22 protein-coding genes are annotated in these 23,089 nt (G+C 54.3%); 14 read left to right on the top strand and 8 right to left on the bottom strand.

Going from position 1 to position 23,089, the window contains the following annotated elements; genetic code table 11:
* Positions 1-16: 16 nt before the first annotated feature.
* Together DC3_RS21455 and DC3_RS21450 are read right to left on the bottom strand one after the other, a co-directional pair.
* Positions 17-664 carry a hypothetical protein gene (locus tag DC3_RS21455; RefSeq protein WP_146888047.1) on the bottom strand — a complete coding sequence of 216 codons (648 nt, stop codon included), beginning with the start codon at positions 662-664 and terminating at the stop codon, positions 17-19.
* Positions 665-668: 4 nt separating this feature from the next.
* A complete protein-coding gene (locus DC3_RS21450; protein ID WP_146888045.1) occupies positions 669-929 on the bottom strand; it encodes a hypothetical protein in 261 nt (86 codons plus the stop codon).
* A gap of 148 nt (positions 930-1,077) precedes the next feature.
* On the opposite strand from DC3_RS21450, the gene DC3_RS21445 reads away from it, so the two are divergent.
* From DC3_RS21445 to DC3_RS21435, 3 genes are read left to right on the top strand one after another with little or no spacing between them, the layout of a single operon-like run.
* Entirely contained in the window at positions 1,078-1,758 is a 681-nt protein-coding gene (locus DC3_RS21445) for a hypothetical protein (RefSeq protein WP_146888043.1), read from the top strand.
* The gene (locus DC3_RS21440) at positions 1,755-2,549 is read left to right on the top strand and encodes a ParA family protein (protein WP_246130764.1); all 795 of its coding nucleotides are present in this window, start codon (positions 1,755-1,757) and stop codon (positions 2,547-2,549) included. The genes DC3_RS21445 and DC3_RS21440 overlap by 4 nt, the downstream gene beginning before the upstream one ends.
* A complete protein-coding gene (locus DC3_RS21435; protein WP_146888041.1) occupies positions 2,546-2,950 on the top strand; it encodes a hypothetical protein in 405 nt (134 codons plus the stop codon). The genes DC3_RS21440 and DC3_RS21435 overlap by 4 nt, the downstream gene beginning before the upstream one ends.
* A 643-nt stretch (positions 2,951-3,593) precedes the next feature.
* Here the strand turns inward: DC3_RS21435 and DC3_RS21430 are convergent.
* From DC3_RS21430 to DC3_RS21415, 4 genes are all read right to left on the bottom strand, one after another.
* Entirely contained in the window at positions 3,594-5,222 is a 1,629-nt protein-coding gene (locus DC3_RS21430) for a hypothetical protein (protein WP_146888040.1), read from the bottom strand.
* Positions 5,223-5,294: 72 nt separating this feature from the next.
* On the bottom strand, positions 5,295-6,665 hold the full coding sequence (locus DC3_RS21425) for a replicative DNA helicase (RefSeq protein ID WP_146888038.1): 1,371 nt from the start codon (positions 6,663-6,665) through the stop codon (positions 5,295-5,297).
* A complete protein-coding gene (locus DC3_RS21420) occupies positions 6,662-7,801 on the bottom strand; it encodes a hypothetical protein (RefSeq protein WP_146888036.1) in 1,140 nt (379 codons plus the stop codon). The genes DC3_RS21425 and DC3_RS21420 overlap by 4 nt, the downstream gene beginning before the upstream one ends.
* Positions 7,802-8,025: 224 nt before the next feature.
* Complete coding sequence (locus DC3_RS21415) at positions 8,026-8,274, bottom strand: hypothetical protein (protein WP_146888034.1); 249 nt, start codon at positions 8,272-8,274, stop codon at positions 8,026-8,028.
* A gap of 208 nt (positions 8,275-8,482) precedes the next feature.
* On the opposite strand from DC3_RS21415, the gene DC3_RS21410 reads away from it, so the two are divergent.
* The 8 genes from DC3_RS21410 to DC3_RS21375 all read left to right on the top strand — a co-directional run bounded on the left by DC3_RS21410 (position 8,483) and on the right by DC3_RS21375 (position 14,818).
* The gene (locus DC3_RS21410) at positions 8,483-10,357 is read left to right on the top strand and encodes a hypothetical protein (RefSeq protein WP_146888032.1); all 1,875 of its coding nucleotides are present in this window, start codon (positions 8,483-8,485) and stop codon (positions 10,355-10,357) included.
* Positions 10,354-10,878: a 2'-5' RNA ligase family protein gene (locus DC3_RS21405; RefSeq protein WP_186816176.1), complete on the top strand. Its 525-nt coding sequence runs from the start codon at positions 10,354-10,356 to the stop codon at positions 10,876-10,878. Before DC3_RS21410 ends, DC3_RS21405 begins: the two co-directional genes overlap by 4 nt.
* Position 10,879: 1 nt before the next feature.
* Complete coding sequence (locus DC3_RS21400) at positions 10,880-11,842, top strand: structural protein (RefSeq protein WP_146888029.1); 963 nt, start codon at positions 10,880-10,882, stop codon at positions 11,840-11,842.
* 69 nt (positions 11,843-11,911) lie between these two features.
* Positions 11,912-12,142 carry a hypothetical protein gene (locus tag DC3_RS21395; RefSeq protein ID WP_146888027.1) on the top strand — a complete coding sequence of 77 codons (231 nt, stop codon included), beginning with the start codon at positions 11,912-11,914 and terminating at the stop codon, positions 12,140-12,142.
* Positions 12,139-13,227: a DNA polymerase III subunit beta gene (dnaN, locus tag DC3_RS21390; RefSeq protein WP_146888025.1), complete on the top strand. Its 1,089-nt coding sequence runs from the start codon at positions 12,139-12,141 to the stop codon at positions 13,225-13,227. Before DC3_RS21395 ends, dnaN begins: the two co-directional genes overlap by 4 nt.
* 63 nt (positions 13,228-13,290) lie before the next feature.
* Positions 13,291-13,857: a hypothetical protein gene (locus DC3_RS21385; protein WP_146888023.1), complete on the top strand. Its 567-nt coding sequence runs from the start codon at positions 13,291-13,293 to the stop codon at positions 13,855-13,857.
* Entirely contained in the window at positions 13,854-14,240 is a 387-nt protein-coding gene (locus DC3_RS21380) for a hypothetical protein (RefSeq protein ID WP_146888021.1), read from the top strand. The genes DC3_RS21385 and DC3_RS21380 overlap by 4 nt, the downstream gene beginning before the upstream one ends.
* Positions 14,237-14,818, top strand: a complete 582-nt coding sequence (locus tag DC3_RS21375; protein ID WP_186816175.1) for a hypothetical protein — start codon at positions 14,237-14,239, stop codon at positions 14,816-14,818. Before DC3_RS21380 ends, DC3_RS21375 begins: the two co-directional genes overlap by 4 nt.
* Before the next feature lie 295 nt (positions 14,819-15,113).
* Here the strand turns inward: DC3_RS21375 and DC3_RS21370 are convergent, their stop codons facing one another.
* Positions 15,114-15,863 (bottom strand): hypothetical protein, encoded by a 750-nt coding sequence (locus DC3_RS21370; protein WP_146888018.1) that lies wholly within the window; start codon positions 15,861-15,863, stop codon positions 15,114-15,116.
* 89 nt (positions 15,864-15,952) lie between these two features.
* On the opposite strand from DC3_RS21370, the gene DC3_RS21365 reads away from it, so the two are divergent.
* On the top strand, positions 15,953-20,911 hold the full coding sequence (locus DC3_RS21365) for a helicase-related protein (protein WP_146888016.1): 4,959 nt from the start codon (positions 15,953-15,955) through the stop codon (positions 20,909-20,911).
* 67 nt (positions 20,912-20,978) lie between these two features.
* Here the strand turns inward: DC3_RS21365 and DC3_RS21360 are convergent, their stop codons facing one another.
* The gene (locus tag DC3_RS21360; protein WP_146888014.1) at positions 20,979-21,575 is read right to left on the bottom strand and encodes a toll/interleukin-1 receptor domain-containing protein; all 597 of its coding nucleotides are present in this window, start codon (positions 21,573-21,575) and stop codon (positions 20,979-20,981) included.
* A gap of 160 nt (positions 21,576-21,735) precedes the next feature.
* Here DC3_RS21360 and DC3_RS21355 point away from each other — a divergent pair, with 160 nt between their 5' ends.
* Together DC3_RS21355 and DC3_RS21350 are read left to right on the top strand one after the other, a co-directional pair.
* Positions 21,736-22,260 (top strand): TIR domain-containing protein, encoded by a 525-nt coding sequence (locus DC3_RS21355; protein WP_146888012.1) that lies wholly within the window; start codon positions 21,736-21,738, stop codon positions 22,258-22,260.
* Complete coding sequence (locus tag DC3_RS21350; RefSeq protein ID WP_146888010.1) at positions 22,260-22,943, top strand: hypothetical protein; 684 nt, start codon at positions 22,260-22,262, stop codon at positions 22,941-22,943. The genes DC3_RS21355 and DC3_RS21350 overlap by 1 nt, the downstream gene beginning before the upstream one ends.
* Positions 22,944-23,089 lie beyond the last annotated feature (146 nt).

The following is a 23,089-nucleotide window of genomic DNA, read 5'->3' as shown; positions in this document are numbered from 1 at the left end:
ATCCAGGTACACTTCCTTAGCCATACACCCACCCGTCCCTCGGTTTGATGCGCACCAGGTCTTCTGCATGCACCCGCCTGGTGCCCAGGCCCAGTGCTTTCAGGACCCGGGAGAGAAACGCTTCACGGTAGCCCAGCATCTGGGCTGCCTCAGGAAGGGTGTAAAGGCCATGCACTTCCGGCAGCTGTTCCAGCAACCTGCAGGCACCATTCGCCGGAGACCATTGGGCCAGGAAGTTCCCTTTGTACCCTTCCACGGCCACCTGCACCCGGCCAGCCTCCAGGTGCTCCACAATCTCACCTGACAGGCGCTCACCACCCTGGCTCAAGACCGTGCAGGACTTGCGGGGGGACATCTGCAATTTGATGTTCCAGGAGTGCAGGAAGTAATAAAGCTTGGACTTCGGGATGTCGAGGTCTTCTTCCACCTGGAGCTTCGAGCGGCCTTCACGCCGAAGAATGGCATGGATGAAGTGGGCCCGGTTTTCCGGCGCACTCCAGAAAACCACAGCTTCATTGGCGGCCTGAGGCCTCAAGGCCCGGATGTGGGCCACCGACTCTTCATAGGAACCTGCTGCAGCCAGCTCCAAAAGTTTGCTGACCACCACCGGAAACTCTTCCGGGTTTTGCCACTCTCCATAAGGGTCCAGGTCACGAAGCTCCATCGGCTTACTCCTTTCTGCGCTTGCGGTAGCGCCGGTAATCGTGCAGCTCCTGGGGGGTGAGCTGCATGGCAACTTTGGCAATGTTTTCAGCGTGGGACTGGTAGGTGTCATCTCCATCACGAAATCTGTAGACTGTGGTTGGTTGCACACTTGCCCGTTTCGCCACTTCATTGACCCCGGCCCGCCCCAGGCCTTCGAGTTTTTCTCGTGCTGCCTGGAAGTACTGGGAAATTTGATCGGGTGAAATCTCGGGTTGTTTTAGCATTTGTCCTATTTTACGGACACCGGACAGCCGTCCGCAAGTCCGCCGAATAGGACAGTTTATGTAACCTTACTGTTTTAAATCTCAAAAACTGTATAGTTTGTCCGATATGTTAGACTTAAGTGAGATAGCTTACCTGAGGTGTCCCCAGATGACCGAGAAAACCGAAACCAATGTTGGCGAGATCATCCGTGCGGCCCGTGCAGAAAAGCGTTTAAGCCTACGAAAAGTTGAAACGCTCAGCAAAGACCTGGCCGAGCGCGATCCCACCGTTTATGAAGCCATCACCAAAAGCACCATGTGGGAAATCGAAGAGTACGGCCAAACCTTTTTTGCACACCGCAACACCAGCCCAGGCAAAGTCAGGGCCCTGATTCACCTGCTCTGGGATGGAGACACAGCGAAATTCCAACAGGACACGGGTGTGGAAGTCCTACCTGTTGCCAAAGGCGCCGCCCCTTTGCCCACCGGCATCCCGCACTACCTGGAGCTGGAAAGCACCGGAGGCCGGGCCAGCTGGACCCGGATTCACACCCCCGAGTATTACCTGAGGGCCGATTTCGTGATTGAGTCCAGGACCAGCCGCATGGAACCGGTCATCACCGAGGGCCAGATGCTGTATTGCCAGAAGAAGGTGCCCAGGGTGGGTGAGGTGTGCGTGATCGAACGCGAGAACATGGGCCTCATCATTGCCTGGTGCATTGGCGCCAACACGTTTGAGTTTGGCAAGCCCCTGGAGGGAGACCCTGAGGTGCTGTCGATGGGCAGCAAGGACAGCTTCTTGGGTGTGGTGGAGTACACGAAACCCCAGCGCCGGCAGGCGTACCGATGATTACGGTTGCCATTGCCGCAGAAAAAGGTGGGGTGGGCAAGACCACCACTGCAACCCACCTGGCATACCTGGCCGCCCAGCAGGGCCGCAAAGTCTTGTTGGTGGACATGGACACACAAGGCCAAAGCGGGGGCTTTCTCAACGTGAACGGCAAGAACCTGCCTGGCATGTATGAGGCCCTGGCCTTCCATGATGAGTTCAAGCGTGGGTACACCCCCATGAAGGACCTGGTGCAAAAAGAAGTGCGTCCAAATTTGGACATTCTTCCCACCAGCCCAGCCCTTGGGGAAGCCGAGCTCATCATTGCCAGTGTGCCCAACCGTGAGCGGATTTTGCTGGACCGCCTGGCCGAGATCAAAAGTGGGTATGACCTGTGCATCATGGATGTGGGTCCTTCCACCAACCTCAGCAGCCTGCTGGCCCTTTATGCCGCCGACTGGCTGTTGATTCCCACCAGCCCGGGCTTGGCCTCCAGGCAGGGTGTGGAAGGGGTGCTGTCCCGGGTGGATGTGATGACCCGCAGGCTGGACCGGGCTCCGAAAGTGGCAGGCATTCTGGCAACCATGATCCGGGAGAAAGAAATTGCCACCCGTGAATTGTTGAAGTACCAGCGGAGTTTTCCTGAGGAGCAACGTGCTGGCAAAGTCCACCATGCTGCAGAGATGGAACGTGAATTGGGCAAAGGACAAACCATTTTTGAACTGAATGCCGATAGCATCCCGGCCAGGGATTACCAGCAGGTGTTCAAGTGGTTTTGTGACCGTGTGGCATTGAGTGGAGTGGCGAAATGACCAATGAAGACAGGATGTATGGCGGCATGATGGGTGGGGGAACCCAGGACAGTGCCCAGGAGGGCGGCCAGGAGGAAGCCACCACCATGATTAGCATTGTTGCTCCAGCGTTTCACTACACCAAGGTCAAAAGCGTTGCCCGAGAACAAAAAACCGAAATGCAAAAGCTCATCACCGACTGGGTGAAAGACCTGATCCGCACTGTGCGGCGTGGTGAGGACCTGAAGAGTGTGCCCAATCCCTCAGGCAACAGAAAGAGCGTCAGGATCCCGGTGGGGGTGGATGACGCCCTTGAAAAACTTGCCATCGATCAGGAGCTGAAGTTAGGCACTCGCGTGACGAAGAGTGCTCTTGTTTACGAGGCCATTGTACGAGGCCTGAAGGCTGCTGGAGAGCTTTAAGAGTTCTTCAGCCACCCGATCACTCCCGAGGACCCTCGGGAGTTTTTTGATGATGTTGATGGTGTCTTCACCTGCCAGCAGGTCACGGACGGCGTTCCAGGCAGCTGTTTCCAGCTCGATATTTTCATACATTTCAGCTGCTTCAATGACGGTGTGACCAAGACGTTCTACGATTGTACCGATCATGCTTTGCGCCCCCTGGTGCGTAAAAGTCTTCTTATGTTATACGACATTTTACGCTTACGTTTACGTAGATTGCATATTGCATGCACCTTTGGGCAGTCATGGTGTGTCGAATCTCTGCACCCAGCGCGAACCACCACCATTTTACGATCAGCTGAATTTCAGTTGGCGACCAGAAGATGTCAGGTATATTGGGACGATCCCCTAAAAAAACCAGTTTCTTGACAGATTTTTCAAGAAACTGGTCGCTGAATTTCTCATTTACCGGGTCAACATGACCCACAGGGAACATAATACCCTGAACCCAGGGAATATGAAACAGGGGGCGTTACATTGCTGACGAAAGGATCAGAATTGGTCGTGGTTGTGGTCTGCTTTTCCTTCTCCTTGCCTGATTCAGCAGCCACTCCAGGGGTCAACACCGCCACCGCCAGCACCACAGCCAACATCAAACCTTTTCTCATATTCCCAGAACCTCCCTCTCAAACTCAGTACACCTCAGTTTAAAAGCGAAGCGCCGTAAGACAGGCAAAAACACAATTGAACTGACCTTAAGCTTTTCAAGGGATTTTTTGTGCCTTAAAGCCTGGTCCCGGTCATACTTGGAGAGGGGAAAGCCCTGCAGCACATCCACCACTTCCCTGCAAAGCATGGTCTTGGGGTACCGAGAAATCTTCCTGCCTCTGAAGACCGCTTCTTCTTCGGTGACGTAGATGATGGTCTTGCGCAGCTCACACAGCCGGACATCCATGTCCTTGATGGAATTCGACAGCACCCAGAGGCCGTAAGGCAAATACCTTTCACCCCAGGCCAGCAGCACATCCTGCTGGTAATCTGACAGGGCCATGTACCCTGGACGCAAGCCATTGAGGGCCACCCTCAGGCTTGGCGTGCCTTGTGCCTTGGGCAACAAGGCATGCACCTGGATCATGACCATGTGCCGCAAGCAGGAGAGCAGGGGAATGGTTGAAACCACCGTTGAGGACTCCAAGGCTTCCACCTCCACCAGGGCATCATCACTGCCCTGCAGGGCCAATGCCAGGGCTTTGCAGACCCTCAGAAAGAAATCCATGATTTCGTCTGGACTGTTGGCCTTGTGCTGGTGTTCAAGCACCTTGCGGACAAGCTCATCCCTGTCGGCCTGGTGTTCTTCCACAGCCCCATAGAAGGGGAAGTACATTGCGTGGTGCTCCACCAGATGGGTAAGCGCTTGCAATGCGTGGGTGACGACCTCCACCACATTCAGAGGCGCATGGGTCTCAACCGCATAGAACTCTCGCATGCCACTGACTTGCGAGTGGGCCCAGTCAGGCAAGCTGTCAAACTTCATGCCGGTGAGGTAAGCCACCCAAACAGACATCACAGACACCACGTTGTACACCCGCGGCTTGATGGGCTTGGCAATCCTTGCAAGCTGCTGGTATACCTTCCCTGCTTCTTGCAGTTCACCGAGGTTCACATGCAAACGTGCGGTCTCGGTGAGCACCAACAGCTCCATGTGTTCATCTTGCAGGGGGCCAGCGTAAAAGCGCACCTTCTCGAAGTGCTGCATGGCCCCCTCTTTGTCACCGAGGTTGATTTTCCCCACCGCACAAGCCATGTGGCCGCGCATGAGGCCTTCAAGGGTGACGTTGCGCCCATCAAAGTCATCTGACCTTTTCAGGCGCTCCAGGGTGTCTTCAAACTCCCTCAGCAGGTGCGGGGTGTCTTTGGTGCTGACTTCATCAACACGAAAGGCCATGTCCCATCCATGCACCAGGATGGAGTTTCGGTACCGACCCAGCAGGTTGCGTGCCTCCACCTTCCTGCCCAGCCGATGCAGGATCTGGCTTCTTCGTGTGTCCCGCACATCCCCAGCTTCCAGCAATTCCAGACGCCCGAGCAAGTCACCCAGCTGCCCTGCAGTGTCAGCCGCCGCAAAAACATGGGCCCACCGGTGTGTCACAGGAATGATCTTTTTCAAAGCCTCAACAGAGGGAAGGGCAGGGAATTCAACCACAATCGTGGGATCAGGATGCACCGCAAGGGGTTGTCTGGAGGTAGTGATCGAAATTCGGTTGCTGCGAGCAATGCCCGTGCTAGACTTCATAAGAACCCCCCAAGGTTCCCCAAAGGGTGTACGGCCTAGGAAACTGCCACCCTTTGGGTCATGTTTTTTTGCTCAATTGCCAGTGGCCAAACTGTTGAACCTCATTTGAGCACCGTGGAATTGTAACTTGACAACTCCTACAGGACCATTACGCTGCTTTCCGATGATGAACTCAGCAATTCCCTGTTGATCGGTGTCTGGATTGTAAATCTCGTCCCTGTACAGGAAAAAGATCTCTTTTGCAGCATACTCAATGTCCCCAGATGCCCTCAAGTCGCTCAGCATGGGCCGGTGGTTGGGGCGCTTCTCAACGTCCCGGCTGAGGGAGGAAACCACCATGATGGGGCACTGGAGTTCACGGGCCAGCCGCTTGAAGGCATTGGCGGTTTTCCCAATCTCTGAAGATTCATTGCTGCCAGCTTTGGAAAAAGCAGAAAAATCCATGATCTGCAGGTAATCCACCACCACCAGGCTGAGTTTCTTGCCCCGCTTTCGCATGTGGGCCCGGGCTTTGCTGGCAATGTAGTTGTAGCTCATGCCAGGGCGGTCATAAATGGTGAGGGGAACCTGCCTGATGGTTTCCAGGGCCTTGGAAATGCGCGTCCAGTCTTGCTCAGTGAGGGGGTTGTTCTTGGGGTCTTGTTTGTAAGCCCGGAGGCGCTGGAAGTCAACCCGGGCCCGGGCCGCCACCCGCCTGGAGGTGATTTCATCTGCAGACATCTCCATTGCGAAGTACAGGGCGTCATATTCGTCCTTGTAGCTTTCCGCAATGCGGTCTGCCACATTGAGGGCAAAAGTGCTCTTGCCCACCCGTGGAGGGGCACCCAGCACGATCAGGGACTCCGGGTAGAGGCCACCGCCCAGCATTTCATCCACATCCTTCAGGCCCGTTGCAAAAGGTTGCCCCTTGTTGCCTTCCAGCCACTCCATGAACAGGCCCACGGCCTGTTCACCATCTGCGCTGTCCGCTTCCACGGTTTCCTGAGAGGTCACATCGTAAATCAGCTGTTGGGCCCGGTCCTGAATCTCGTCCACAGGCAATTCAGACTCGTAGGCCATCTGCATGATCCGGCCTGAGTTGTGAATCAGTTGGCGCAAAGCATGCTTTTCTTTGAGAATCCGGGCATAGTACTCGGCATACACCGCGGTGGGCACACTTTCCGAGAGCCCAATCAGGTAAGTGGCCCCCCCAATCTCATCCAGCTGGCCCCGGGTCCGCAGCTCCTCAGAAAGGGTCACCAGGTCAATGGGGTTGTCACCACCACGTGACTCAATGTTTTTCATGGCCTGCCAGATGCGCCGGTGGGATTCGCGGTAAAACATCTCCGGGGTGACATCAGTGAGCACCGCCAAGGTGTCATTGTCCAGCAGCACGGCACCCAGCACGGCCACTTCAGCATCCAGCGAGTTGGGAGCCACCCGTGTTTCAAGCCCCTGGATCATGCCATGCCCCCATGCTGGAAGGGACGAACAACGTTAGGCACATCAACTTTGCGCACATCAATGAAATCCCCATCGTCGCACTCGAAGCACACATAGGCGCTGGTGGGGCCCAGGTCAGAGAGCACGGCTTCTTTGCCCTGGACCAGGTAACGCTGGCCCACCACCAATGCTGCTTCAGGGCTGGTTTTTGGAGCACTTGCCGGAGCGCCAGGAACCGTGTCTGCAGGGAATTCTTTTGCGAGGTCCAGGGCATATTGGCGCTGGAGTGCATCGGGCCAGGGGCAATCCTTGTGCCGGTTGAGCCAATCCACAAACAGAAATTCTGGCCGCGGATAACCCACACGGGGGTGTTTGTGCGCTGGAGCGAGGCGCCAGGCGAGGGAAATGAATTCCCGGGAGTATTGTGTGTCCCAGCGCTCCAAATGTGCTTCGTAGTGAGAAGCTTTCCCATAACCCATCAGGTTCACAAAAAACCTCAGGCGGTCATCGTGGGTGGGCTTGGCAGGTTGCCCTTGGGGTGGAACTTCAGGAGAAGGGAGGGAGGTGGGTGGGTGGGTTGCTTCCTCTACCTCCCTCCCTACCAGGGTATTAGTATTATTATTTATATTCTTATATATGCACGAAAAATTTTCGCTTGCAAAAAACTGAATCTCAGACGCAGTTTTTTCGGCAGCTCTCGTGGAAGGTTTTTCGCCGTTTTGGGAAATCTTTTCCTGCATTTCTGGAAAACTTTTCCCGGAAATTTTTTCCACAGTGCCAGGAAATCTTTTCTCGCTTGTGACAGGGTGGTTCCTGTTGTCCTGACCGGCATTTTTCGTGGTTTTGTGCCGAACGGGTGCAGACTCCCGGCCAGTGTAGCGGGTGCGGGGAAACACAATCTGGAACTCCAGTTTTGCTTCTGGCAGTTCCAGTTTTTTCAGTTCATCGGTTTCCAGCAGCTCTTTGAGGATGTTGCTGGTTTGTTTTGGGGTCATGCGCATGTCCCGGGCCACGTCACGGACGAACTGGCTGTAGTCGTCCACAAAAATGCCGGTTCCATTGTCCCGGGCGCGGTCTGCGAGGATCAGAAGGCACAAGAGCCTGGACCCTTTTTGCCGACTGTGGGATTTGACACGCTGGTAGGCGGCGATGCTCATGGTTGAGCTCCAATGAAGGCCTGGAGGTTGAAATCCGGGGTGATAGTCCCTAAAATAAGAATCAGCTCCTTTCGTAGAGGGTGGACTCGTCAAAATTCAGCCCTTTACGAACAAGTAGGTTTTTCGAGCTACCAGGACAAGACAAAAAGTGATGTGAGCTGGTAGCTCTTTTTAAGCTCTGGGGGTGGTAGCCCAGAGCTTAAGTTTTTCAATTGTCAGCAGGTTCAGTCCTGCAATTTCTCTGTCACACGGTATTTTGTGCCTCGACTTCGCCCTTGAACCTCAATGATTCCTTCCTGAATGAGGCTTTGGAGCGGACGTGAGATCGTGGTGATGGCCACTTCAAACTGTCTTGCCATCTCGCTGGCGCTCACGTCAACAAAGTCCTTGTCACCTCCTCTTTCCTTCAGGTAACTGATCGCAACGTGCGCCCAGGGTCCGTGATGCTTTACAACTTCGACCATGTTTGCCATAGCGATAAGCTAGCACATGCGCAAGGTAAAACGCAATACCACCAATGGTGTTTTACCCCTCGTCCTATTCTACGGACATCTTACGGCGAATTGTCAGTAAATTCAACGGCATCAACTGTGGCCCAGACCCTTTTGTACAACGATAAAACTTTAAAACTATACAGCAATACAGCTGTGTTGTTACGGTGAGGGCGGAGAAAGTGTAACCATGTTTTTCCGCAAACGCTCCACCCCCCGCAGTGAGCTGCCCAGCAGCCCAGAATTCTCCGAGGCCAGCAGGGTGATGTCCACTCCGCAGGCCCCGGTTGATGAGCGCAAAGATGCAGAAGTGCAGGCGCTCAAGCAGGCAGCCCCCTATGCGCAGTCCTTGAACCCACAAGAGGTGCTGGCCGCCGCCCAACAAATCGGAGAGCTCTTTTACAAGGCAGCCAACCCTACCCAGCTGCAAAACCAGTGGGGCCAGGGCCAGCAGCACCGCACCCAGAGTGAACCCCGGGTTTCACCCGGGGTTGCCCGGGTGAACCTGGACCTCGATGAACAAGGCCCCCAGCCTTTTGCCCTCCGGCGCCCCGTGGGTTATGACTTCCCGGCCCTCAGGCAGATTGTCAAAAGTGATGTGCTGCTGCAAAGCATCCAGTGGACACGCATCTGGCAGGTGCAACGCTTCCTCAAACCCAGCAAACAAGAGTGGAAGCCAGGTTTCCAGGTGCGGTACACCAATGACAGCGACATCAGCGAAGAAGGCAAAGCCAAACTGCGCTGGATCAGCCAATACCTGCTCAACTGTGGGGCGGTGTTCGACCCCAGGAAACGCCGGCAACTCAAAAGGGACCGCCTCAGGGATTTTGCCGCCAAACTGCTGCAAGACTCCATGACCTATGACGCTGGCCCCATCGAGATTGTGACCACCCTCAGTGGCCGCCCCCACGGGTTTGTGCATGTGGATGGATCCAAGGTCTTTTTGACCGACCCCAACTATGGCCTGGAAGAAGGGTGGGGGAACCCAGAACTCCATGAGCGTTTCAACCTGGACATTCCCGACCCCTCAGACGTGATTGCTGTGCTGTCATGGGACAACCGCATCCTGGCCCACTACACCCATGATGATTTTCTTTACACCATACGCAAGCCCAGCCCTCTGCTGGAGCACTTGGGTTACGGCCAGCCTGAACCCGAAGAACTGATCCAGGTGGTTACAGGCTTCATCAACGCCATGACCATGAACATCCGGGGCCTGAGCCACAACTCCATTCCCAAAGGCATCCTCACCCTGTTTGGGGACTTTCAGGATGGGGATTTGCAGCAATTCAAAACCAGTTGGGATGCCTACGTCACCGGAATCACCAACGCCTGGCGCATGCCGGTCATGGTTGCCAAGGACAAAGAAAGCGGGGCGGTTTTCACCAAAACCGATGTCGAGTTCAACGAAATGTATTTCAGCAAGTGGATGACCTTTCTGGTTGCGGTGAAATGCGCCCTGTACGGCATGGACCCCGAAGAGGTGAACTTTGAAGCATTCACCAGCAACAAATCCAGCCTGTCGGGTGACGACACCGAAGAACGGCTTGCCAGCAGCAAAGACAAAGGGCTGTGGCCCATGCTGGACTGGCTTGGTGGGACCCTTGATGATGTGGTGAAAATGCTGGACCCGGACGCTGAATTCGTTTGGACTGGCCTGGACAGTGACCAGAAAGCCTCCCAGGACGCTGAATTGAAAATGCTGACCCTTGGTGAATACCGGCAGCGCCGCGGTGAAGCCCCGCACCCAATGGATGTGCTCAACGATGCCCCGCTGGATCCCAGCTTGCAGACCATCTACACCCAGGAGTTGCAGGCAAAACGGGCCCAGGAGCTGCAAGCACAACAAGAACCCCAGGATGAAGAGGGCCCAGAAGACGCCGATGAAGACGGCAACCGGCAGATGCTCGACCATGAAGGCAACCTTTGGCAAGTCAAGCCAGGAATGCAGCTCCAGCAAGACGATGCCGGGGAAGACCCTGATGAAGCTCAGCCAGCAGGTCCTGGAGGCAAAAAGGCGTTCATGGCAAAAGCCACCGTTGCAGACATGGAGACCTGGCCGTGAAGCGCTTGCTTGTGAAAGCCCCTGCAGCCAGCGCAGCCCCCAAAGGCATCATTTTGTGCTTGGTGCCCCCTGAAGATGTGGCCCACCAGCTGGCTTTGAGTGGAGGCCTGCCGGAAGAAGAGTTGCATGTCACCTTGGCCTATCTTGGAAAGACCGACAGTGTTGCACTGGATCAGGTGAAGGAAGCGGCCAGGCCGCTGAGGGAATACCTGAAAGGCTTATCTGCCCTGAAGGGAGAATTTTCCGGTGTGGGACGGTTCACCATCCCCAAAAAGGATGCTTTTTTCCTCACACTGGATGTCCCAGGGCTGAATGTGGTGAGGGAAACCTGCTGCAACGTGCTGAAGATGTGCGGTTTGCCCCCGGACAACACCCACGGGTTTACGCCCCACATGACGCTCAAGTATGTGGAGGCCAGTGAGCCGGTACCAGTGCAGCGCCTCACGCCGGTGCCGGTGGAATTCACCCACATGGAACTGTGGTACGGCAGCACCCACCTTCGGGTGCCCATTGGGAGGTGACATGTCAAAAGCCTGGACAATCCACCCCAACCCCATCCTGGCCCAGGCCGAGGCCCTGATGTATGGCCTTGGTGCTGGCTGGCTTTACCGGGTGCATCAGGACCTGCACCAGGGCCTGCAGTTGCCGAAGTTGCCAGCCGACCAGGTGCAGGCCACCTATCCCCTCAGCCCACTGGTGAAAGCCCTTGATCCGCAGCAGGAGTACAGCCGGGCGGCCCGGCTGTACCGGGAACTGCTGGCCGGGCGCGACACTGTAACCCCGGAGCTCTATGGGGATCTGGTGGACGCCGTGACCAGCAAATGGGCTGCAGAAGGGCGCCTGAAAGACAACATCCAGAAACGGGCTGCTGCCACTTACATGCTTGGGGTGTTGGAATCAGGTCGGGTGTCCACTGCACCAGCTTCAGGGCTGCTGGACCGACCTGAAGACTTTCTGGAAGGGCAAGAGGTGCGGCCTATCCGGTTTGCTCAGGCCAAAGCAGGCGAATACATCACGTCCCTGTCTCAGCGCACCCGCACCCAGGTCAAGCAGGTGCTTTACCAGCATGAGTTGTCTCACGGGAGCCCCCTGGAGCTGGCCCAGCGGCTGAACGACCAATTCCGGGTGCTCAACCGTGATTGGAGACGCATTGCCCTCACCGAAACCAGCAACAACCGGGCCCAGGGTTTCCTTGGGTCCATTCCTGCAGGGGAGCAGGTGGAGTTCAGCGCAGCACTGGATTGCTGTGACCGGTGCCAGGCTTACCACAAAACCGTTTGGACTGTGGTCTCCCCGGAAGCCACTGACAGAGACCCTGACAGGCATGTTTGGGTGGGGAAGACCTGGCAGGATGGCGGTGCGGCCATCAGCATGCACCCCCATTGCCGGTGCCGGTGGATGCCGGTGTTGCGTGTTCGCGGGGATATGCGCCAGGACATTGAAAAGCGTGCGTTGGACTTGCTGGCAGCTGCGCGAAATCCGTGAAATCAAACAATATAACTTTACAGCTATATCTTTTGTCCGATACAATGGACAACACAAAGGAGGTTGTCCATGACTCACATCACAGGCACAAAAAAGCCGCCACCAGTCGGAAAATACCTCGTCATCTGCATATTGGCAGGTTTGTCCATACACCTTGGATACCAAGGTTTCATTGAGCTCTGCTTCTTCTGCGCCACCCGTGACTACCACCACTACGGCACAGGAGCAAGCCTCATCGTCCTGGCAATGCTGGCTTTCGGTGTTGCCTTGAAACTGTGCGAAGGAAAAAGCACCAGATGAAAGTGCTTGTAGCCAAAAAATTCCTCAATGCCGCCCTGCAAAAACTGGCCCGGGTGGTGCCACCCCGCAACAACAACCCCATCCTCAGCTACACCCGGCTCACCACCACCCATCAAGGCTTCCACCTGGAAGGCACCAACCTTGAACTGGACCTTCGCTTCTTCGTGCCAGCCCAGGTGGAAGGCACCGCACAGCTGGCCCTGCCAGCCCACCTGTTTGCACAGATTGTTTCCAAGCTGCCCGGAGAGACCGTTGAAATGTCCCTGCAAAGCGGCAACGTCACCGTGTCCAGCGGGGGAAGCAACTACAAGCTGCAAACCGGAGATGTCAGCCAGTTCCCCACCATCGAGATCCTGGAAGGCACAGCCAAAGTGAAAGGGGCTGGCTTCAAACAAGCCCTCAGTAACACCCTTTACTGCGTTGCAAACGAAGCCTTCCAACAGGTTTTCCGGGCGCAAAAAGTGGAATGCACCCCTGAACGCCTGAGGGTGGTGTGCAGTGACGGTTTCCGGTTGGCCTACTTCCAGGTGGACGGCCTGGACCTCACCGGCAACTACCTGATTCCCAACAAATCAGCCAAAGAAATCGCACACCTCATCGACGACCAGGAGGGAGAAATCACCCTGGCTGCCAACACCTTCCGCAAGCAGCTCAGCATCCACGGCAACGGATGGTCCCTCAACACCAAACTGATGGACGGAGAATTCCCAGACTACCAGCGGATTGTGCCCAGCAACATCAAAGCCACGGTGAACGTGCGCACCAGCGTGCTGCAAGAAGCCCTGAACCGCACCGCTGTCATGTGCGACAGCAGCCTCAACAACCGGATTGAATTGCAGATCAGCGACAACAAGCTGCACCTGTGGGCCGAAAACGACTACGGCAAGGCAGATGAAGTGCTGGAAGTGGAGCACATCGGAGACCCCATCTCACTGGGGTTCAACGTGCGTTTTCTCAGTGACGCCATCAAGCCCATCACCGATGAATACACCACCCTCCAACTCTCAGGTGCCACCACCCCCGCAGCCATCAAAGGCAGCCAAGACACGGCTTACCTGTCCGTGGTGGTGCCGCTCAGGATTTAAAACCTTTCACACAACCCATGCCAAACCACCGGGCGCGTCACCTCGCGCCCAGAGGAGTTTATTGTGTTTACAGAAGCCCCCAAGTGCTGCAGCGCCATCCTCACCCTCACAGGAACCGTGCAGCACCTCGAAAACAAACAGGTGCAGATCACCTCAGATCATGGGGTGTCCCTCACTGGCCGCATCAGCAACCGCAACCTGCTCAAACGCATCACCGATGCCCCCGCAGGCACACGCTTTCAACTCAAAATTTTCTTCCGGGCCTACCGGAACGCCCAGATCAAACCGAACAACAACCTGATTACCGGGGTGCGCATTGCACAAGACCCCACCCCCAAAGCAGAATTCAAAGTGATCGGGCATGGCATCCAGATGGACCGGGCCGAGTTCACCGCCCGGGTTCGGGTGTTCCCCAACCAGGCCAAAATTGGTCCTTTCGTGATTCACGCCAAAGCCGCCCTCACGGTGATGGATCCCGTGATGGAAGCCAAGTGGGTGGAGATGAGAGGCACCCTGGACGCAAAGGGTGAACTGCAAGCCACAGAAATCAACCGGCTCACCGGCATGAAGCTGGACCCCCGGTGGGACGGCTGGCGGCCCAGCCGCAAGAACGGAGGTGAGGGCCAATGACCCTCATCCCCGTCATGCCCCACCATGCCCTGCCATACACCATCCAGACCCCGGAGGATCTGCGAAACGTGGTCACACCCACCCGCTCAGAAACTGAACGGTTCAAACTGTATTTCGCCCACCCCCGGCCCAGGCGGGGTGCATACCCCATGCACCAGTGCTGGATCACCGCCTGGCCCCACCACAGCAAAACCGTGTTCATGTTTGACCCCTACGAGGGTGAATCCATTTCCACACTGGAGCAAATCAAGCCCTACCTGGATACCCTCACAGCCCTCGGATGGGAACTCAAGCAGGTCACAGAATGGAAAATTCAGGGCAACATCACCGCCCGGGTGCAAGAACCGGTGTTCATCGGGGCACTGAAACGGAGGACCAGATGATCGTCCAAGCCTTGCAAACCGGGGTTGCCGTGGACATTGACGGCACCATTGCCAGCACGGTGAATGCCCTGACCGAAATCCTGCAGAGCCAGGGTGTTGGGCCCCAGCACTTCCGCCCCAACACCGACCCAGAATGCCCCAGCGTGTTCATTGCCAGAAACCCTCACCTGCAAACCACCCTGGACCAGATGGTGCGCACCATCTTCCAGCGGGAAGAGGTGTACCAGGCAGCCACACCCATCCCTGGAGCCCTGGAAGGGGTGGTCGCACTGCAACAAGCCAATTTCTTCAGGGGATACGTGACCCGCAGGCCCAGCCACCTGCAGAAGGTCACACTGGATTGGTTGCAAAGTCATGGTTTCCCTGCAGGTGACGTGCTGCATGTCAAAGACCCCAGCAAAAGCACCCTGATGAACCAACTCAACGCCCGGTGCATCATCGAGGACAGCTTTCATGAGGTGTGGTCCCTGTTCACCGACCACCACGGGTTGCTGATAGACACCGATTACAACCGGTTGCCCCTGCCCAACAACGTGACCCGGTGCAACTGGCAGGCCATTGCCAGGGCGGTGGGATGATGCCAGAAGTGCCGGCCAGGGTAAAAGAGCTGCTGGTGATCGTTCAGAACCTGCAAAATGCCCACCATGCCTGCAGCAGCAAGAGCCTTAAAAGGTGCAACCAGGAGGAGCTCCAAAACGCCCAACAGAAACTCACTTCGTTGGCCTACTGGAGGGCCCAGCTGCTCAACTTTGATCTGTCTGTGGACGGGCTGCAGGACCTGATTCAGTAAGCGACAAAGTGTACGATAAAACCCGCCTTTGGGTGGGTCTTCTATTTTGAAATTTGTATCATAGGTAATGAAAGTGCATGTTGTTATGATTTGTACGATTCAAGATCTTCGGTAAGATATTTATTAATGTCATGGAGTATAGAGTAAACACTTTTGTAAACCATGTCAATCAGAGGAGAGTTGTTAACCATATCAATATGAAGCTGTCTATTAAGATTTCTGCCTGACATTATATCTATCATTGAAGTTTTGTAGACTTCTCCTACTTCTCCCTGTATTTTGTCCAGAGTTTTCTGTAAATCCATAACTTGAATCTTGATCCTACTCATATCGCATGTAACCAAATAGAATCCAATATACTTACTGTAGATCTTTGCTGACATTTTTGAGGTAGAAGTGAACCACTGGTTTAAACCTTCTTTGGTTGTCAGATCTATATCAGTAGGGTCTATACCGGTATGTAGATAATCAAATACGGCACTCATATATTCCTCCGTCTTTTTTATTACTTCTTGTCTGCGTAAGGAATCAATACTATTTCTTCTTGCTAATAAAGTTTTTTGTTGCTCCAAACTACTGTTGAGTGCTGTTTTGTACGATTCCACTTCCTTAGATAAATCGGCTTTATGAGTTTCTAATTGTTGCAAAAAATTGATTCTAATGTTCTCTACTGCTCTGGTAATCTTATCAATATCTTCCTTTTCGGCTTGGTTGTGTGCTTTTCTATTTAGGTAAGTTATCAAGCTATTTTTGACGAAAACAACAAATATCAGAGAAACGAGTGATCCGACTAGAGTTCCCGTAAGGTATTGACCAATATGGTTGAGGTCCACGTCATAAGAGTACCAAATTGTTGCAGATGACCCCTTACGTTGAGCATTCACAGTAGTACTGTCACGGATGCGCCGTTTACGCTTGCAGCATGTTGTTTTCTCCCGGTTATTACCTGTCAGAGTGGAACGGCGAAGGCCTGATGTTTTACCTCACCCCTGAGGCCAACATGGTTGAAGTGAAGGTGATGTATGGGGTGCTGGCAAAAGCTGGAGACCTCACCGAGAAATGGATCACCCTCAAACCCAATGGGCCGGACCACCCCGGGTATGTGCATGTGAAAATCCGCCTGCACAGTGACGGCACCGCCCACATCCTGCACGGCCCCAAAGAACTCCGCGGTTTGCACCTGCACAAGTTGGGCTCCAAAGGGTCCCAGGACAAGAAAAAGGCAGCCGTCCCAAAGCCCAAAAAAGAAGAGACCCCAGAGGAAAAAGCTGCCCGGGAGACCAAAGAGGCTGCTGTGAAAGAAAGCATCCTGAAAGCCCAGCAACGGGCAATGGAGGCCGCCCACGCCCTCACCCAATCCGGTCATTTCCAGATGGACGATGAAACCAGGGAGAAGCTGGCTTCTGGAAAAGCCCCTGCCATCCAAGCAGGGCTCAGGCGCCTGGAGGCCCACATCATCAAAAGCCTGGTGAGCAACCCTGAACTGAAAAACGCCATCTTGCACCCGGAGGACCAGGTGGACGTGGATGATGCTTTCAAGCCCACTGCCACCGGATCCACCGGCTACCAGTACAGTGCAGCTGAAGAGGCTGAAAAACAGGGGTTCACCCCGGAAGATGCCCGTGCGGAGCACGAAAAATTCTTGCAGGACCGCATTGATGCTGAGCAGGATGAGGGCAAGAGAAAACGCATGCAAAAGGCCCTGGAGCGCATGCGATCCGGCACCAAACCCCAGCGGTCCAGCACCCCCAGGGGTTCCAGCAAAGTGACGGACGAAACCCTGAAAGAAAAATCCGACAAGGCCCGGGAGCTGCTGCAGGCCACCCGTGCCCTGAAACACCTGCAGGGGGAACTCAGAAAAATCCGGTTGAACCAGGATCCTGATTCCACACCGCAGGAACATGAAGCACTGGACGCTGCCAGCAAACCGGCAAAAGGTGCCCCGTGGGACATCAGTTTTGATACCGTCGCCCCTGAGTTTGCCCAGGAGCTGGAAGCCAAAATCAAAGACGTGGCCGCCACGGACCTCACCCGTTCTTTTCTGGATGCCCTGGAAGAAGAACCAGCCCACGAGTGGGATTACACGTCTCTCCGCAAGGCCATGCGTGCCCCGCACGCCACCGGTGCGTATGCCCACCTCAGCAATGTTGCCCTGGCAACTTTGGGTGGGGATGTGTTGGACCGCCGTGCCCTGGATGTGTTGGGGGTGGAAGCCGCCAGCAAGCTCATTGCCCACGCCCTCAAGCGTGACCTGGCTCCTGAGGACCACAGCAAACTGATGGAGGCATTGGGCACCCACCACGACCAGGTGAGCACCCAGGCCATGCAACAGGCCTTGAGTGCAGCCCAGGCCGCCCGTGCGGACGCTGAAGGCATGGACATCCCGCCCATTTCCAGCACCACCGATGCCACCGTCATCCAGCACCTGCTGAAAGAGAAACGGGAACGCCTGCAAGAAGCCCACAATGCCCTTGGAAATGCCCTCGGGCAGGTGGAGGCCGGTGCTGCTTTGAACATGGCCCTGAAGAGAAACGAACAGCACCTGCTGGTGAACCTCGGCACCACCAACGTGCAGAAAGCCGCTTTGAACCTGCGGGCCCTCGGGTTACAGGACGGGGATTACGAGTACCACCAGGACGCCGACAACAACCTTTGGGTGAAAATCCACCCTGTAGGGATGGACCGGCTCACACCGGTGGTGCCAGCAGAGGAGCGGGAGCAGGCCGAGCGCATCAAGGCCATCAAAGAAGGCCATGAGGACGAAGACGACTGGCTGCCAGCTGGCTTCACTCGGTACAGTGCAGCGGCTTTTGATGCCAACCCACCCAAACCCCTCAATGTCAGCACCCCCCCGGGCTTCAAACCTGGCAAGGACCCCAAAGACGCCATGCAGGAGTTCATTGCTTCACGCATGGCCGATGGGTGGACCCTCGGAGAGGTGTCCAGGGTACTCAGGCAGCAAAGCTTCCTCATCGACTGGGTGCCTGAAGACCAGCGGGACGGGTATTTTGCTGCCCTGGATGAACTGATGCCCTCCAAGACCTCTGAAGGGCAATACGTGGATTACGACCATCTGGAGGCCAAGCACCCTGAGTTGTACGGGGCCCTCTCCCAGCTGGCCGATGGTTACATCCAGAAGCGTCACCCCGGGGAAGCAAGTTACAGCAGTCAGGTGCTGCATGACACCCCGGAGACCCGCAAGGCCCTGTACATGGCGGTGCTGGCCGACCCCAAAACACAGTTGGGATTCAAGGGCCTGCAGGACCTCACCCCCAAAGACCAGGGCACCTTGCGGTCCTACTTCCTCTCCAACATTGCAGGTTTGTCCCCAGAGGCACTGGCCCAGCGCAAAGAAGAAGCCAAAAGAGCCCTGCAGACTTACGATGCCAAGTACCCGGAGCCCAGCAAGTTTGTGGCGGCAGGGGCGGAAATGGGCATGTTTGGGATGATGGATGAGGAAGAAAAACCCGTTACCCTCACCTTGCCCAGTGAGGACCGGGAGCGTCTGTTGAAGCGCATGAACCTCACCCAGGAAGGGGAGCATTACACGGTGGGGCCGGATGGAGGCATCACCCTCACCCCCGCAGGTGAAAAAGCCTTCCGGCCACCCCCTGCAGATGCCGGCGTGAAAGGCCTGGAGCGCTTGAACCCCGATTGGCAGTCATGGGACCGGAAACGGCTGGATTATGTGGCCGAGAGGACCGGTGGGGACGTGCTGGAATGGTCGGATTTTCTGGAGCTCCAAAAAACCCCTCAGAAAGCCTACGAAGCCATCCAGGAGCACATGAAAGGGGCCTTCATTGAGCGCTTCGCCCAGCATCATGCCAACCTGACCGGCAAGCCTTTGCGCACCAGCAAGCAGGTGAACACCCACGGTGAGGCCCTGTGGAGTGTGGCCGACAAGGACTCCTACCAGTCGTTCAAAGACGCCATGCAGTCTCTGCAGCACAGCCTCCGGGAACGGGAAGGCGGCAAGTTCAAGGCAATGGGTGGACGTGGGGCCCTGGTGGACGCCTTTCGCACCTTCCGCGAAAAGCAGAAAGCCGCTGAGTCTGCCCAGTCTGCATTGTTTGGCATGGCCGACAGCGACACCCACCAGGAAGCCTCAGATGTGATTCCCCACCTGGAACGCCGGGCGTTGCCCCGCGGGGTGGAAAACCGCATCTCGGAGATGCTGCAGCATGTTTCCCAGAACATCAAACCCCACATGAACCCCGTCAAGCTCATCCCAGACATGACGATGGGCAAAGGCACCAAGTTCGTGAAGCAGCAACGGGCCATCAAAGCAATCATGGCCCAGAAGAAGCTTGCGTCATGGTTGGGGGTGGGCAGCGGGAAAACCGGGGTGTCCATTGGCGCATTCACCGAGCTGCACCACCGGGGTGAGGTGCAAAAAGGCTTGTTTGTGGTGCCCAGCATCGTCAGAAACCAGTTTGGGGAAGAAATTGCACGCATGACCGAGCCGGGCCGGTTCAAGTTCCATGCCCAGGATGCCACTTTCGAGGAGCGCCTGAAAGCCTACCAGGATCCGGGCACCCACATGATTTCCGTGACCCACCAGAGTTTCCGTGACGACATGAGCCGGATCATGCAGCAGCATTACGGTCTCACCGAGCCAGAACTCAACCAGCGTTTCATGCAGGCCGACACAGCCGGGCGGCACCAGATGCTCTCCGAAGCGCTGGCCGCCCACAACATCCCCCTGCACTACCTGGCCTTGGACGAAGGCCACGACACCCTGAACCGGCAAGGCAAGCAAGAGTCCATGCTGTCCGCCATCAATGAAACCGCCTTGCAGCTCAGCAAGTACGGCACCCTCATGACCGGCAGCCCTCTCAAAAACGATGAGTCGGAGGTTTTTGACACCCTCAAGAAGCTCGACCCGGTGAAGTTCGGGGACCAGGAGGCCCTGAGGCGCAAGTACGGGGTGGATGTGTTTGCCAGCAAAGAAGGCCTCAAGCGCCTGATTGACCAGCACACTTACAGTGACGCGGTGCCCAGTGGCACCACCCGCAAAGTGGTGTGGGGCCAGGACGGGACCCAGGGCGACACCGCATCCGGCCACCAGGCCATTGAGCTCACCCCCTGGCAGAAAGCCGAGTTGCAGCGTGTGGATGAGGCCTACCATGCTGCACACAAAGCCCGGGCCAGAGGGGAGAGCGACATTGAAGCCCTCAAGGTTCTGTCCCCCAACAGCTTTGACCATGTGCCGGAAGACCAGCACCACACCATTGCCAAGAACCTCAACAACTCTCTTGCCACCCTCCGGTACGGGGCCCAAGCCAGAACCATCAACGATGCCCCGGCAGAACACAACGCCAAAATCCAGCAGATTGTGCAGCTGGCCCACGCCAGGCGGGGGAAAGGGGGTGTGGTCTTTGCCCACAGCAAAAAAGCAGTCGAGGAAATCACCCGGGCCCTCAAAGATACAGGGCATGTGGTGGGCACCATCACCGGGGCCAGCAGCTCAGACGACAAAGGCAAGGTGCGCCAGGCGTTTGACGACAAACGGATTGACATTGTGGTGTGCAGTGATGCTGGTGCTGTGGGGGCCAACCTGCAAAAACGCGGTGAATGGCTTGTGAACCACGATTTGCCGATGACCGCCAAAACACACGAGCAGCGGAACGCCCGAATTGACCGATTGGGACAGGAGAAACCCATCGAGTTGCACAACCTCATCAGCAACACCGACCATGACCGGACCAATTACGAGCGCTTGGAACGGAAGCGTGCGCTTGGTGCCATCTTCCAGGGCCAGCACGAATCCCTGGACGACACCGGGCTTGGAAGGGCCTTGGTGCTGGCAGGCCTTACTCGCGGTCAGCTGGCCAAACCACTTGCTTTAGAGCCTGAAGAGGAACAATTGAGTCTGTTTTGAGGATTTTTGGTCACTGCTCAACACATACCCATGTGTTGAGCAGTGACCCCCATAAAAATTAGGGCCCTTATACGAAATTGATGGCTTTTTTATAAAGGGGCAGTCTGGTAATAGATGGTTTATCTATAGATTTTCCACTTTCTGTTATTATACTCTTATGCACATTTTCTTTTTTAACCCATTTCTCAAGATCTTCATCACTGGTAATAATTTCTGATATTCTTAAAAATGCAGGAAGGTCAAAAACTTCCTTAGTTACCACATGAGCTATCTCTGTGGACTTTCGGCGTGCTGAGCCAATCTCAAAAGGTACCCACCAGGAGTTCTTTGTTTTATCGCTTACTACAGCTAACATATGACTGGATATAGAAATCCCTGCTTCTATATAGCTTACAACGGTATCATAATCGTTCTGTGTGTTTGCATGAGTCAATAGGTCATGTTCTCTATCAAAAAATATGTTTATGCCTACCGAAGTTAAGTAATTTGCAATATCTTTAGCTACATCTAAATCATCACCTTTGTAGGATATAAATACGCATTTCTTGGGTTTGTCAATTTCTGAAATCACCTTTTCCCAGTTTTCTGGGAGGCGAATGGAGCTAGTTGGAGAGAGGGACTTTAGTACTGTGGTTACATCCGAAAAGTAATTTCTTCCAGGCATATCAAATTATATAGTAATAAATCTTACACAAAAGTAAGCATATATGCTTAGGCACACTAAGGGTTTTCCCTAAGATGGTGCAATTCATATAAAAGGTTCAGGAAAATTTTGAGAGGTCAAGGGGGTTTACAATTTTTGTAGCAAAAAATACAATATTTGTATGACTGGCTACGGTTTCAATCAAGGCATAAGAAGAAAGGTCTTCATAAGCTACCACCATAAAAATGATCAGCGCTATTGTGATGAATTCAGGCAATTATTTGCTGGAATGTACAATATCTTAACTGATAATTCTCTGCAAAGAGCTTTAAATAGCGATAATGCTGCTTATATTGATCGTGCTGTGAGAGAGAATTATATTCATGGCTCTTCTATTACGGTAGTGCTTTGTGGTGCTGAGACTTACAAAAGAAAATTCGTTGATTGGGAGATATATGCTACTCTACTGTATGATCATGCTTTATTGGGTATTGTGCTTCCTACTTGTGAGAGGGATTGGACAACTGCACCATATCTCCCCAAATTGCCAGCACGTTTAAGAGATAATGTTAATAGCGGCTATGCGCATCTTATTAGTTATACCACTAATCCTCAACAGATCACTGTGGAGATAGAAAAAGCAATCACAATGAAAAGATCATCTCTCATTAATAATAAAAGATCTCAAATGTCGAGGAATCTCTGATGCTGCAAGATTTTTCAAATTGGATCACTGGCATGGACTGGGGAAACTGGCTATCAATAAATATGAAGAATGGCAAGTTCTCCATTATAGTGGGTCCTGGAATGGTTACACTGGCTTTGATTCTTGGCCTTCTGTGGGCGTTTTTTGCAAAGCCTTGGCGTCGTGCCAGACATTGGGGAATTGAGAAGGCCGAAATTAGTTTGGTGGGCCACAAGATTGAAATTAGACCGAACCATGATGTAGTCAGGGTTGCATATAAAGCATGGATTGAGTTATCAACACGTAAAGCAGGGATTGAGTTTGATGAAGACAATGATGTTATAGTTGAGGTATACAACAGTTGGTTTGAGTTATTCAGGGAATTGAGATCTATTGCGCGTGAATTTCCTGCGGAAAAATTAAGAGAAGATCCAGAATCCAGAAAAATTGTTAAGTTAATTACAGAATCTCTCAATGAAGGGTTGAGACCTCACTTAACTCAATGGCAAGCAAAATTTAGAAGATGGTATAACCAAGCTGTTGAGGCCGAGGAAAATAAAGGACTAGAACCCCAACAAATACAAAAAAAATTTGGGGAATATGAAGACCTGAAAAACGATTTAATACAGAAAAACAAAGAAATCAAAGAATATGCAGAGTTTCTGAGAAAACTTTCTCATGGAGAAAGCGTTTCCATACCGTAATTTTGCCATTTGGCAAGCCTTGATGATTGCGAGTGGATAAATAGTACCCGGAGAATGGGTGTGAACGTCCATTGCGCAATCATCATTACCATTGGTGATTTGGCATGTAATTGTTCAGCGTAAGGTTCCTCTGTGATACGTCTCCA

Source organism: Deinococcus cellulosilyticus NBRC 106333 = KACC 11606, assembly GCF_007990775.1.
Classification (GTDB): domain Bacteria; phylum Deinococcota; class Deinococci; order Deinococcales; family Deinococcaceae; genus Deinococcus_C; species Deinococcus_C cellulosilyticus.
This window is presented reverse-complemented; position numbering and strand designations above follow the sequence as displayed.

Bases quoted from the DNA above. Each gene is read 5' to 3' on its own strand.
- DC3_RS21445 (WP_146888043.1), top strand. From the start codon at position 1,078: ATGACCGAGAAAACCGAAACCAATGTTGGCGAGATCATCCGTGCGGCC.
- DC3_RS21395 (WP_146888027.1), top strand. From the start codon at position 11,912: ATGACTCACATCACAGGCACAAAAAAGCCGCCACCAGTCGGAAAATAC.
- DC3_RS21410 (WP_146888032.1), top strand. From the start codon at position 8,483: ATGTTTTTCCGCAAACGCTCCACCCCCCGCAGTGAGCTGCCCAGCAGC.
- DC3_RS21440 (WP_246130764.1), top strand. From the start codon at position 1,755: ATGATTACGGTTGCCATTGCCGCAGAAAAAGGTGGGGTGGGCAAGACC.
- DC3_RS21415 (WP_146888034.1), bottom strand. From the start codon at position 8,274: ATGGCAAACATGGTCGAAGTTGTAAAGCATCACGGACCCTGGGCGCAC.
- DC3_RS21355 (WP_146888012.1), top strand. From the start codon at position 21,736: ATGACTGGCTACGGTTTCAATCAAGGCATAAGAAGAAAGGTCTTCATA.
- DC3_RS21400 (WP_146888029.1), top strand. From the start codon at position 10,880: ATGTCAAAAGCCTGGACAATCCACCCCAACCCCATCCTGGCCCAGGCC.
- DC3_RS21450 (WP_146888045.1), bottom strand. From the start codon at position 929: ATGCTAAAACAACCCGAGATTTCACCCGATCAAATTTCCCAGTACTTC.
- DC3_RS21380 (WP_146888021.1), top strand. From the start codon at position 13,854: ATGACCCTCATCCCCGTCATGCCCCACCATGCCCTGCCATACACCATC.
- DC3_RS21360 (WP_146888014.1), bottom strand. From the start codon at position 21,575: ATGCCTGGAAGAAATTACTTTTCGGATGTAACCACAGTACTAAAGTCC.
- DC3_RS21375 (WP_186816175.1), top strand. From the start codon at position 14,237: ATGATCGTCCAAGCCTTGCAAACCGGGGTTGCCGTGGACATTGACGGC.
- DC3_RS21430 (WP_146888040.1), bottom strand. From the start codon at position 5,222: ATGAAGTCTAGCACGGGCATTGCTCGCAGCAACCGAATTTCGATCACT.
- DC3_RS21435 (WP_146888041.1), top strand. From the start codon at position 2,546: ATGACCAATGAAGACAGGATGTATGGCGGCATGATGGGTGGGGGAACC.
- DC3_RS21455 (WP_146888047.1), bottom strand. From the start codon at position 664: ATGGAGCTTCGTGACCTGGACCCTTATGGAGAGTGGCAAAACCCGGAA.
- DC3_RS21420 (WP_146888036.1), bottom strand. From the start codon at position 7,801: ATGAGCATCGCCGCCTACCAGCGTGTCAAATCCCACAGTCGGCAAAAA.
- DC3_RS21425 (WP_146888038.1), bottom strand. From the start codon at position 6,665: ATGATCCAGGGGCTTGAAACACGGGTGGCTCCCAACTCGCTGGATGCT.
- dnaN (WP_146888025.1), top strand. From the start codon at position 12,139: ATGAAAGTGCTTGTAGCCAAAAAATTCCTCAATGCCGCCCTGCAAAAA.
- DC3_RS21365 (WP_146888016.1), top strand. From the start codon at position 15,953: ATGTTGTTTTCTCCCGGTTATTACCTGTCAGAGTGGAACGGCGAAGGC.
- DC3_RS21350 (WP_146888010.1), top strand. From the start codon at position 22,260: ATGCTGCAAGATTTTTCAAATTGGATCACTGGCATGGACTGGGGAAAC.